11 protein-coding genes are annotated in these 11930 nt (G+C 55.9%); 2 read left to right on the top strand and 9 right to left on the bottom strand.

Translation table 11 applies throughout. The features are described 5' to 3' along the window. Window positions 1-46: 46 nt before the first annotated feature. Window positions 47-1246 carry an MFS transporter gene (locus tag BN2591_RS15315; protein WP_086872797.1) on the bottom strand — a complete coding sequence of 400 codons (1200 nt, stop codon included), beginning with the start codon at window positions 1244-1246 and terminating at the stop codon, window positions 47-49. Between the two features lie 145 nt (window positions 1247-1391). Between BN2591_RS15315 and BN2591_RS15320 the strand changes: the two genes are divergently transcribed. Then, window positions 1392-2441 (top strand): AI-2E family transporter, encoded by a 1050-nt coding sequence (locus BN2591_RS15320; protein ID WP_086872799.1) that lies wholly within the window; start codon window positions 1392-1394, stop codon window positions 2439-2441. Window positions 2442-2444: 3 nt separating this feature from the next. Here the strand turns inward: BN2591_RS15320 and arnF are convergent, their stop codons facing one another. From arnF to BN2591_RS15360, 8 genes are all read right to left on the bottom strand, one after another. After that, on the bottom strand, window positions 2445-2831 hold the full coding sequence (gene arnF, locus BN2591_RS15325) for a 4-amino-4-deoxy-L-arabinose-phosphoundecaprenol flippase subunit ArnF (protein ID WP_086872800.1): 387 nt from the start codon (window positions 2829-2831) through the stop codon (window positions 2445-2447). After that, window positions 2828-3166, bottom strand: coding sequence for a 4-amino-4-deoxy-L-arabinose-phosphoundecaprenol flippase subunit ArnE (gene arnE, locus BN2591_RS15330; RefSeq protein WP_017459590.1), 339 nt, complete (start codon window positions 3164-3166; stop codon window positions 2828-2830). Before arnE ends, arnF begins: the two co-directional genes overlap by 4 nt. 13 nt (window positions 3167-3179) lie before the next feature. Further along, window positions 3180-4838 carry a lipid IV(A) 4-amino-4-deoxy-L-arabinosyltransferase gene (arnT, locus tag BN2591_RS15335; protein ID WP_086872802.1) on the bottom strand — a complete coding sequence of 553 codons (1659 nt, stop codon included), beginning with the start codon at window positions 4836-4838 and terminating at the stop codon, window positions 3180-3182. Beyond that, entirely contained in the window at window positions 4835-5737 is a 903-nt protein-coding gene (arnD, locus tag BN2591_RS15340) for a 4-deoxy-4-formamido-L-arabinose-phosphoundecaprenol deformylase (protein ID WP_086872803.1), read from the bottom strand. Before arnD ends, arnT begins: the two co-directional genes overlap by 4 nt. A 2-nt stretch (window positions 5738-5739) precedes the next feature. Continuing rightward, window positions 5740-7719 (bottom strand): bifunctional UDP-4-amino-4-deoxy-L-arabinose formyltransferase/UDP-glucuronic acid oxidase ArnA, encoded by a 1980-nt coding sequence (gene arnA / locus BN2591_RS15345; RefSeq protein WP_086872804.1) that lies wholly within the window; start codon window positions 7717-7719, stop codon window positions 5740-5742. Beyond that, window positions 7716-8699, bottom strand: a complete 984-nt coding sequence (gene arnC / locus BN2591_RS15350; protein ID WP_086872805.1) for an undecaprenyl-phosphate 4-deoxy-4-formamido-L-arabinose transferase — start codon at window positions 8697-8699, stop codon at window positions 7716-7718. Before arnC ends, arnA begins: the two co-directional genes overlap by 4 nt. 1 nt (window position 8700) lies before the next feature. After that, on the bottom strand, window positions 8701-9837 hold the full coding sequence (gene arnB, locus BN2591_RS15355) for a UDP-4-amino-4-deoxy-L-arabinose aminotransferase (RefSeq protein WP_086872807.1): 1137 nt from the start codon (window positions 9835-9837) through the stop codon (window positions 8701-8703). 428 nt (window positions 9838-10265) lie between these two features. Continuing rightward, the gene (locus BN2591_RS15360; RefSeq protein WP_086872809.1) at window positions 10266-10772 is read right to left on the bottom strand and encodes a phenolic acid decarboxylase; all 507 of its coding nucleotides are present in this window, start codon (window positions 10770-10772) and stop codon (window positions 10266-10268) included. A gap of 99 nt (window positions 10773-10871) precedes the next feature. Here BN2591_RS15360 and BN2591_RS15365 point away from each other — a divergent pair, with 99 nt between their 5' ends. Further along, a complete protein-coding gene (locus BN2591_RS15365) occupies window positions 10872-11729 on the top strand; it encodes a LysR family transcriptional regulator (protein ID WP_086872810.1) in 858 nt (285 codons plus the stop codon). Window positions 11730-11930 lie beyond the last annotated feature (201 nt).

Here is an 11930-nt window from a genome sequence, read left to right on the forward strand (position 1 = left end):
CTTCTTTACGGGTTAAGGGCAAGATTTGAACAATCAAAATCAGCAGCTACTCCTTCACCGCCACCAGCTTGTGCTTCAGCCGCCAGGCCAGCAGTAAGGCAATCGCCACCAGGCCTGCGGCGGCAAAATAGATAGCCGAAACCCCTGCCCACGCCATCAGCAGCCCGGCCAGCGGCCCGGTTATCCCCAGCGATAAATCCATAAACACCGTATACGTCGCCAGCGCAGAACCCTGGTTATGCTGCGGCACCGCTTTGACCGCTACGACGCCCAGCGCCGGGAAAACCAGTGAGAAACCGGCCCCGGCGAGGAACACGCCGAGCTTCGCCATCCACGGTTCCACCGCGAGGCCAACCAGCACCAGCCCAACGGTTTCCACCAGAAAACAGAGCATCGCCACGTTTAAACCGCCAAAGCGATTAATCCCATTCGGGAATAGCAGCCGCGCGCCAACAAAGGCACAGCTAAAAAGGGTGAGCGCAAATGCCGCATCTTCCCAGCCTTTCGCATCGTAATAGAGGGTAATAAACGTGGCGATGACGCCAAAACCGGCGGACCCCAGCGCCAGCGCCATCCCGTACAGCCAGACGCGCCCCAAAACGGCGCGAAACGGCAGCGGTTTACCTTTGCTGGCTTTCACCGCCGCACGCGGCAGCGCCAGTACTATTGCCAGTAGCGCCACGCCCATAATGGTCAGCGAAAGTCCATGCAGCCCGCCGTACTGATAACAGACCACACCGAGCGGCGCGCCGATGGCCATCGCGCCATAGGTGGCAATACCGTTCCACGAAATCACCCGCCCGATATGTATCGACCCGACCACACCCACGCCCCAGAGCGTCGCGCCGGTTCCGGCAAAACTCTGGCCGATGCCTAAAATAATGCGCCCCAGGCAAAGCAGTATCAGGCCTAACACGCCGACACTGCCGCCAACGCCCGCCAGCAAATAGCTCAACCCGCTGAGAAACGCGCCGCACAATCCGAAGATCACCACTTTTTTCGGCCCCAGCAGGTCGGCATAGCGCCCGGCATGCGGTCGGCTCAGCAGCGTTGCGAAGTATTGCAGGCTTATCACCAGACCGGCCCAAAACGCGCTATAGCCCATCACATCATGGACATAGCCGGGAAGCACCGCCAGCGGCAGGCCAATGGTGAGATAACTGGCGAAGTTAAACATAACGACGGACAAAATCCGCAGATTGAGGCGCAATCCGCTTAGCGCCGGTTCGGCGGCGTGTTCAGGCATGGAGTTTTACTCAGGTTTTCACAACAGTGTTTCACTATTACCACGTGATGAAACAGAAAGCAGCATTCACTTTAAGAATATCTCTGGCGAGCGAAGGTGCGGCGGAGCACTACACTTAACGGGCCGATGACAAAAGGAATTAACCATGACACATCCTCAACCCGATCGGGCGGGTTTACATATTCTGTTAAAGCTGGCTTCGCTGGTGATCATTTTGGCCGGCATTCATGCTGCGGCCGACATTATTGTGCAGCTTCTTCTGGCGCTGTTTTTCGCGATTGTTCTCAATCCGCTGGTTACCTGGTTTCTCCGGCGCGGCATTTCGCGCCCGGTGGCGATCAGTATTGTGGTGCTGGTGATGCTGGTTTTTCTCACCGCGCTTTTCGGCGTGCTTGCCGCGTCGGTCAACGACTTCATGACGTTGCTGCCCAAGTACAACCGTGAATTCACCAGGAAATTTATGCAGTTGCAGGATGCGATGCCGTTTCTTCGCTTGCATATGTCACCAGAACGGATGCTGCAACGGATGGACTCGGAGCGACTAATGGGCTTTGCCACCACCATGGCGACCCAGCTCTCGAATGCGATGGCCAGTATTGTCCTGCTGGTGATGACCGTGGTGTTTATGCTGTTTGAAGTGCGCCATGTACCTTATAAGCTGCGCTTTGCGCTGCACAACCCGCAAATTCATATCGCCGGGCTGCACCGCGCGCTGAAAGGCGTTTCTCACTATCTGGCGCTGAAAACATTACTCAGTGTATGGACCGGGCTAATTGTCTGGGTCGGTCTGGTGGCGCTAGGTGTGCAGTTCGCGCTGATGTGGGGCGTGCTGGCATTCCTGCTCAATTACGTGCCCAATATCGGCTCGGTGATCTCTGCTATCCCGCCGATGATCCAGGCGCTGCTGTTTAACGGCACGTACGAATGTTTGCTGGTGGGGGGGCTGTTCCTTGTGGTGCACATGTTACTTGGCAACATCCTGGAACCCCGCATGATGGGCCACCGCCTGGGGATGTCGACGCTGGTGGTGTTTTTATCGTTGTTGATTTGGGGATGGCTGCTTGGCCCGGTGGGAATGCTGCTGTCAGTGCCGCTAACCAGCGTGTGTAAAATCTGGATGGAAACCACCACCGGCGGCAGCAAACTGGCAATTTTACTGGGGCCAGGCAGACCGAAAAGTCGTCTGCCTGGGTAGTCGCTACGCTTTGGAGCGACCGGGCAAAAAAATAACCAGCACGCCCGCCACAATGACCAGCACACCCAAAGCGCCGCGCAGGGAAAACGGCTCGTGCCATCCGGGAAGCCAGATGGCCGCCGCCCACACCAGAATGTAGCTCAGGCTCAGCAAGGCATAAGCCTTACTCAACGGCAAACGGTGCAGAGCAAAGTACCAGCAACCCATTGATGCCAGATACCCAACCAGGCCAAACATCAGCGCCAGCGTGCCTTTTTGCGGTTGCAGCAACGCCGAGACAAAAGACCAGGAAAATGTCACCGGCGGCAGCGACACCATCGCATAGCGCAACATCAGTTGTGCACCGCTTACCAGCAACACACTAAGTAATGCCCAGTGCAGCCCCTTCATAGTGAGCTCCCCAGCAGCACAATGCCGATGATAATCAGCGCCACGCCGAACGCATGGCGAACGCTCACTGGCTCACGCCAGAGAAAACGCGCCGCCAGCGTCACCCAGACAAAATTAAGGCTCAACATCGGATACGCCACGCCAACAGGAATGCGCTGCAAAACCAGCAGCCACAGCGCCATGCCCGCACCGAGCGCCATCAGCGCAAGCCCCAGCCACAGGCCGAGATGCTTATTACGCCTGGCAATCGGCACCGGACGCGTCGCCTGCTTCTGGCACAGTTGACCTGCGCAACTGAGCAGGCTTGCCAGCGCGAGCCAGAGCCAACTGGTCATTGCGGCTTACTCATCATTGTGGAAAGTACTGGATAAAGACCATACGCCCCTGCACATAAACGTTGTCCGGTTTTGGTATTGGCATGCGGGTAAAATCATCTTTTTTCGACTGGTGCAGCACCAGGGAAATAGCTCCTTCCTGACGATGTTGTGACAACCAGTTGGTGAAATCATCTTCACGCACAAACCGTCCTTCGCCATCAGGGTACGACATACCGTAAGTTAACTCGCCGCGCGTGCCAAAAAGCATGATATCTGAGCGTTTCAGCTCCCAGGCCAGACCTGCGGCAACCCCGACGTTATCGGCCAGCACGTAGCGGCTCGGCGTCAGCGGCTCGTTAACAAAGTTGATCAAAAACTGTGGCTGCTTGGAATCCATTACCTTGTCCGGGATAACGATCCCCAGCAGCAACGCAATCGCCAGCGGGCACAGCGCCGCGTATGACCACCGTTCAGCACTGGCACGCAGGGTAAACACGCCAACCAGTGCCCATGCCAGGAAAGCAAACGCCGCCAGCGCCGCTTTGTAGACCTCAATTTGCGTCCACACCGGGTGTTTCAAAAAGCCCAGCGGCGACACCACCAGCGCGGCAATCACGCCAACCAGGCCAAAACCGATATTGATCCACGCATTGACACGCAACGCGCGCCCGTTGGTTTGCGCCATCTGCATAGCATAACGCGCCATTAATATCGCCAGCGGCGCGAAACAGGGCAGGATGTAAGTAGGCAGCTTCCCTTTGGCGATACTGAAAAACAGCAGCGGCATAACTACCCAGCCCAGCAGGTAAAACGCTTCCCGGAGGCCCTCTTTACGCGCCAGCCAACCCGTTTTCAGCGCGCCGGGTAGCAGCGCCAGCCACGGCAACGAACCTAAAATCAGGAACGGTATGTAATACCAGAACGGCGCTTTATGTTGTGCGTCATCCTGCGCAAAACGTTGAATATGTTCGACCCAGAAGAAGTAACGCCAGAAATCAGGTTCGCGCGACGCAATCGCCAGCCCCCACGGCAGCACCATCAGTACGCAGCAGATCACGGCCAGCCAGCCCCAGAGCAGCACCTCTTTCCAGCGCTTTTGCACAATGATCCACGGCAACACGCCTATCACCGGCACCGCCAGCGCGAGAAAACCTTTGGTCATCACGCCCATACCACACGCCACGCCAAGCAGGACATAGCCGCCGAACTTACCGCGCAACGTGTTCGCCTGCGCCGCCAGCCAGAAGCTGAGCATCGCCAGTGTCATCCACAGCGTGATCATCGGGTCGAGCACAGCATAAGTACCAATGCCGTACACCAGAAAAGCGGTCAGGAAGATCACCGCCGACAGCACGGCAGTGCGTTTGTCGCGCCACATTTTCCACGCCAGCGCACCCACGAGCAGCGCCGACACGGTAATCGAGAAGACCGAGCCCAGGCGCACGGAGACGTTATTATGACCAAACAGCCACTGCGCAATGCTATTGATCCAGTAACCCGCAATGGGTTTTTCAAAATAACGCAGGCCAAGGAAATGCGGCACAACCCAGTCGCCGCTGGTGAGCATTTCACGGCTGATCTCCGCATAACGGGTCTCATCCGGCTGCCAGAGCAGGCGATATTCCAGGGGAACAACATAGTAGAGGGCGAACAGCGCAACCAGCGCCAGACCATAGTGAATGGATTTCATAATCCAGGACTCAACAGTTGTTGGCAACCCAGCCAGCCTTCCCGGCCAGCCACTTCTCCGCGTACCACTTTACCTGGCGGTAGCGTCTCCAGCGATTCCGGTAACAACTGGCTTAACGGGCAAAAAGCGATGCCTTCGCGCGCTGCCATGCTCAGCAGTTCATCAAAACCTTCCGCGCCGATAATGCCTTCCACCTCGGCGTGAATGGTATAAACCGGCGTGCCGCTATCCTGCTTCATCGCGTCAAGAATGAAACGGTTGTAGTGCTCCGCCGTCACCGAAATGCCAACGGCTTCATCCCAGGTGGGTAGCGTTACCGGGATCTGCGGAGCCGCATAGGTATTCTCTGCGATAAGCGGGCGAAACGGCTGCGTGCCACGGCAGTCGCTGTTATAGCGGAAATTAAAATGCGATTTGGCTTTCACCACTCGTTGATCGGCACGCCACCCCGCCACGGCGGAACAGCTCACAGACCGGCCAATTATCAGCTCCAGCGCCAGTAATCCGCGCTCAATTTCCGCTTCGAGATGCGCCTGATTCCACACCCCGCTCCAGCGCTGCCAGCGGTGGTGATCCCAGGCATGCAGCCCCACTTCGTGCGCCTGCGCGGTTTTACGGATGACCTCCGCGTTGCCCTCGCCGATAAGCCTGCCGGGCCACGCGGTGCCCGCCAGTAAAATATCCCAGCCGTAGAGCGATGCCGCGCGCGAGCGCAGCATCTTCCACAGAAATTTCGGCTTAAGCAGGCGCCAGATGTGGCGCCCCATGTTGTCCGGCCCGACGCTGAAGAAAAAGCTCGCCTGAATGTTGTGCTTTTTCAGTAGCTCCAGCAGGCGCGGAACGCCGTCACGCGTGCCGCGAAAGGTATCGACATCAATACGTAAGCCGACGTATTTCATGCTTATTTCTCATCCGTCAGTTCAACGGTACGCAGGAAGAAATCCAGCGTTTCGTCAATGGTCTGGCGCATATCCACGGTCGGTTCCCAGTGCAAGCAGCGTTTGGCGTTACGGATACTCGGTTTGCGGTGTTCCACATCCTGGTAGCCTTTACCATAGTAGCTGCTGCTCTCCACTTCGCGGAAACCTGCGAACGGCGGGAAACGGTCGCGCAGCGGGTGTTTTTCAAAGCTGGCCAGCAGCATCTCCGCCAGCTCTTTAATGCTCGCTTCGTTATCCGGGTTACCAATGTTGATGATCTGCCCGTCGCAGCGCCCGTCTTTGTTTTCGATAATGCGGAACAGCGCTTCGATACCATCACTGATATCCGTAAAGCAACGTTTCTGCTTACCACCTTCGATCAGCTTGATCGGCGAACCTTCTACCAGATTGAGGATCAACTGGGTGATGGCGCGCGAGCTACCGATACGCGCGGCGTTCAGGTTATCCAGCCGCGGTCCCATCCAGTTAAACGGACGGAACAGGGTGAATTTCAGGCCGTGTTTGTCGCCATACGCCCAGATCACACGGTCGAGCAACTGTTTCGATACCGAGTAAATCCAGCGCTGTTTATTGATAGGCCCAACCACCAGATTCGAGTTGTCTTCGTCGAAATTGTTGTCGGTGCACATGCCGTACACTTCCGATGTCGACGGGAAAATGATGCGTTTGTTGTACTTCACGCAGTCACGGATGATTTTCAGGTTCTCTTCGAAATCCAGCTCGAACACGCGCAGCGGGTTACGGGTGTATTCGATAGGCGTAGCAATCGCCACCAGCGGCAGCACCACGTCACATTTCTTAATGTGGTACTCGATCCACTCGGAGTGAATGCTGATATCGCCTTCAACAAAGTGGAAACGCGGATTGTCGAGGAAACGGCTGATCGCATCCGAGCCAATATCAAGGCCGAAGATCTCGTAGTTATCGTCACGCAGCAGGCGTTCGGTCAAATGGTTGCCGATAAAACCGTTCACGCCGAGGATCAACACGCGGGTACGGCGTTTTACCGCCACTACCGGTTTGCTGGTCAGCAGCGCACCGGCAACCAGGCCGAGCGACTGCGCGAGTTGCGCGCCCTGCATGTAGACGCCGTTGTCCATCTGACCGGTGAGGATCTCCAGCGCGCCATCGCCACAGGCCACCAGCAGCGGCGAAACAGAGAGCACCGTGCCTGCGCGAGCGGGGGCGACATCACTACGCACGCGGGATTTCCAGACGATAAATTTGTGTGTGCCAGCAAAGCTGTAGGCGCCTGGCCACGGGTCAGAAACCGCGCGCACCAGGTTTTGCAGGGTCTGCGCCGGTTTTTCCCAGTCCAGACGGCCATCTTCCGGCGTACGGCGGCCGTAGTAGCTGGCTTTGCTGTCGTCCTGCGCCGTTTCGCTGAAGGTGTGGTTTTTAATTGTCGGCAGCACGCTAGCCAGCATGCCTTTTGCCGCTTCCGCCAGTTTACGGTGCAGCGACAGCGCTTCATCGTTCTCAGCAATGGCGACGCGCTGTTGCGCGATAATCGCGCCCGCATCCGCGCGGGAAACCATGCGGTGCAGCGTGACGCCGGTTTCGCTTTCGCCGTTCACCAGCACCCAGTTCAGCGGCGCGCGCCCGCGGTAGGCTGGCAGCAGCGAACCGTGCAGGTTAAACGCGCCGATCCGCGCGGTATTGAGAATGTTGTCGCACAGCAAATTGCGGTAATAGAAAGAGAAAATGACATCCGGCTTCAGTTCGCGAATACGGTCAATCCACAGCGGATGGTTAACATCCTCCGGGGCATAAACCGGGATGCCGCGCTCAGCGGCGATACGCGCCACCGAACCAAAGAAGTGGTTTTCATTGGCACTGTCGGGATGGGTAAAAATCGCCGCAATCTCGAAACCTGCATCCAGTAACGCTTGTGTACCGACACATCCCATATCGTGGTAAGCAAAGACAACGGCTTTCATTGATTTTTTTCCTCTTGCGAAACGTCATTTTCCTGACGAACAACACGTTGAATAAAGTAGCGGGGACGTGCGCGAACATCGTTGTAGATGCGCCCGATATACTCCCCAAGTAGCCCCATGCCGATAAACTGCGCGCCGATAAAGGTGAAGAGAATGGCGAAGAGCATAAACACCCCTTCTCCCGCCCACTGCGGGCCAAACGCCAGACGCAGCACCACCAGCAGCACGGCGAGCGAAAAGCCCAGCACGGCGATCACGCTGCCAAACACGCTCAGCAAGCGCAGCGGCGTGGTGGTCAGGCAGGTCACCAGGTCGTACATCAGGTTAATCAGGCGCATAAAACTGTATTTGGAATCGCCAAACTCGCGCTCCGCGTGCTGCACGGGGATCTCTACCGCGCGGCGGGCAAAGGTGTTGGCGAGGATTGGGATAAAGGTGCTGCGTTCGTGGCAGTGCAGCATGGCATCGACAATATGGCGGCGATAGGCGCGCAACATGCAGCCGTAATCGCCCATCGCTTTACCCGTGGTGCGCTGGATCAGGCGGTTGATGGTGCGTGAAGCCAGTTTACGAAACAGGCTGTCCTGGCGGTTTTGCCGCACCGTGCCCACCACGTCGTAACCCTCATTGGCTTTCGCCACCAGACGCGGGATCTCCTCCGGCGGGTTTTGCAAATCGGCATCCAGCGTGATGATCAAATCACCGGTGACATGGCTGAATCCGGCCATGATCGCCGAGTGCTGACCGTAGTTACGGTTCAGCAGCACCGCGACAACATGGCTGCCGGGTTGTTCTGCCGCTTCACTTAACATCAGCGCGGAGTTATCGCTACTGCCGTCATCCACCAGCAAAATTTCGTAATCAATGCCCAGCACATCGCAACTTTCCGTGGTGCGGCGAATCAACTCCGGCAAGCTCTCTTGCTCGTTGTAGACCGGGATCACCACAGATACTTTTTCTACAGGCGGTAAATTAAACATATCAGCGCCCTGCAATGTTGCGGAGCGCGTGAATGACGCGGGTTGTGTCGTCATGGGTCATATCCGGGAAAAGCGGCAGCGAACAGATACGCGCACTGTTCCACTCCGTATTGGGTAAAGAGAGGGGGAAGCGTTCGCGGTAGTACTTCTGCGTATGTGCCGCGCGAAAATGCAGGCCAGTACCAATGCCCTGCGCTTTCAGGGTTTCCATCAATGCGTCGCGGGAGATACCGCAGCGTTGCTCATCAACGCGAATAATAAACAGGTGCCAGGCGTGCTGGTGCGGCCATGACGGCAAGGCCAGCGGCTGAAACGGCGTATCCGCCAGTTCCTGCAAATAACGTTGCGCGATCTCCTGGCGGCGAGCATTCGCGGCGGGCAGTTTGCCCAGTTGCACCAGCGCAATCGCCGCGTTGATATCAGCGAGGTTGTATTTAAACCCTGGGGAGATCACTTCGGCCTGCGGGGCGCGGCCGTGGGTTTGCCGATCGTAAGCATCGACGCCCAGCCCGTGGAATTTCAGGCTGCGAATGCGGTTCGCCAGTTGTTCGTCGTCCGTCACCACCAGCCCACCTTCCGCGCAGGTCATATTTTTAATGGCGTGGAAGGAGAAAATAGCGGTGCCGCGTGAACCGACATGCTGGCCTTTGTAGTAGGTTCCGGCGGCGTGAGCAGCATCCTCAACCACCGGGATGCCGTGCTTCTCGCCAATCGCGCGGATGGCATCAATATCCACCGGCGCACCGGCGTAATGCACCGGGATAATCGCTTTGGTACGCGGCGTGATAGCCGCTTCAATGGCCTCTGGCGTGACCATCAACGTCTCTTTATCGACATCGATCATCACGGGCGTTGCGCCGAGCAGCACAATCATATTGAGGGTGGAAACCCAGGTCAGCGACGGGGTAATCACGTCATCCCCGGCGCCAATACCAAGCGCCATCAACGTGACGTGCATGCCGCCTGTCGCCGAGCTCACGGCGATGGCGTGGCGGTTGCCCGTCAGTGTACAAAAAGCCTCTTCAAGCGCCTGATTTTTTGGGCCTGTGGTGATCCAGCCAGATGCCAGCACTTGCTGTATGGCGGCGAACTCTTCATCCCCCATTGACGGGCGTGAGAACGGTAAAAAATCACTCATCTTTTTTCCTTGGCGTCACTGACGCATTAACGGACCGCCACAAAGACACGCTGCGGCTAGTGAGTAAAATGGCGGATGAAAGTTAAACCAAAATATAATGAATGCGCGTTTTCTGCATTTATTATGCGTTACAGTTAGTTGGGGAATACTACCAATTGAATATTAGGACAAGATTAAGGAAAGGAATTAAATAGAAGCTAAGAGGTATTAAAATAACCTATTAAAAACAATACATTAAAAATAAAAGCAGCAAAATCCTAACGTGATAAATGTCAAAAAACTGAAATAATTAACGCCTTTGCAAGGTATACAAAAGCGTTAGCGTAGTTATTTAAACGGCACATCAACGAATGCGAGAAAATTAATTTATTTATGCAATTAATTATTTCATTCGTTACATGATCAATATATTAAACAGCGTGAATTTTTTATGACAAATTCTGCGGGAAATTGGCCGGTAATTCACTGGCGGCGCAGTTAATCACGCTATCATTATTTTCGCCGCAATCACGCACAAACGTAATAGTCGCAAACTCATCAATCACTTCGGTGGGGTAAGCCGGGCCCGCCGCGCGATACGATTCCATCAACGGAATGTGATCATTCTGGAAGCAGACGGTTTTTTCCGGGTTATTGATAACCCAACGCGGGAAGAAAATAGTGCCGTGGAACAGGCGATCGCCCAGGTTAACAATCAGGCTGACATCGGTGCCGGTCGGTTCGGTCCAGGAAATTTTATAGATACTTTCGCCAACGCGAACAATGTAGGCCTGCTGATCTTTCACCCAACGGTTCGCCACGATACCGCTGTGGATCCGGTAATCAAGCGTCGTGGCGTTTTTCACATAAATCTCGTAATTCCAGCCATTATCGTAGGTATAAACCAGATGTTTGCCGACGAAACCGCTCAAATCATGTTTATCAAAGGTGCTCATTTTTTTCTCTCCTCTGGTGTATGAAAAGATCGTACGCCTGCAAAAAACGAATGAATAACGCTATATTTGCATCAAATTCATTCACTTTTTAGATGGGTTATGCATAAAACGACGCTGGAACAATGGGCGCTACTGCAAAAAGTAGTCGAGTTGGGAAGCTTTGCGAAGGCGGCGGAAGAGACGCATCGCAGCCAGTCATCGGTCAGTTATAACCTGGCGCTGTTGCAGGAGCGGCTCGGCGTTGCGCTGCTGGTACAGGAAGGGCGGCGCGCGGTGTTGACGCCTGCCGGTGAGTTGCTGCTTAACCAGGTCAAACCGCTGCTGAAAGCCTTTGAATGGGTGGAAACCCGCGCGGCCACGCTGCGCAACGGTATGCGTACGCGGCTGGATTTGGTGGTTGACAGCATTTTCCCCCGCGCGCGGCTGTTTGCCATTTTACGCCAGTTTCAGCAGCGTTACCCGCAAACGCAGGTGCGGCTGACCGAAGTGCTCGAGACCGCCTCCAGCGAGTTGCCGGTGCATGCGCAAGCCGATGTGATGATACTGACCCGCCGCCAGGATATGACCGGGCGCGGCGAATGGCTGATGAACATCGATTTTGTCGCCGCGGCGCACCGCGATCACCCACTGTGCGCATCCTCGCAGGTGAGCGAAGAGATGCTCGCCGCCTGGCCATTGATTCGCATTGCCGAAAGCGACAATCGCCACAGCCCGGTGGCGCAGGAATCGTGGACCTTCTCCACCATCGATGCCGCCGTGGAAGCCGTGCTGTACCAGGTGGGTTACGGCTGGTTACCGGAGGAGCGCATTCAGCCACTACTCGACAGCGGCGTGCTCAAAACGCTGCCACTCAGCCACGGCACGCGCCGCGCCACACCGCTGCACCTGATTGTGAAAAAAGACCTCACGCCGCTGGATGAGCAGGTTGAAATGCTGCTGCAACTGTTTAAGGGGTAGCGCGCTATCCTTTATTTTTGCAGGCGCTTATAAACGTCACGTAATACGACTCGCGCAATGCTTACGCCAGACAAAGCGATAATCCTGACGAATAGGTTCCGGGTGCTCTGCTCACCCGCCAGCCATACCCATCACGCAAAATGCGATAAATCCCTGTTATAAACAGGGCCTTTGATCCAGAACATACTATTCGTATGATGA

The sequence above is a fragment of the Kosakonia pseudosacchari genome (assembly GCF_900184035.1).
In the GTDB taxonomy this organism is placed as follows: Bacteria; Pseudomonadota; Gammaproteobacteria; order Enterobacterales; family Enterobacteriaceae; genus Kosakonia; species Kosakonia pseudosacchari.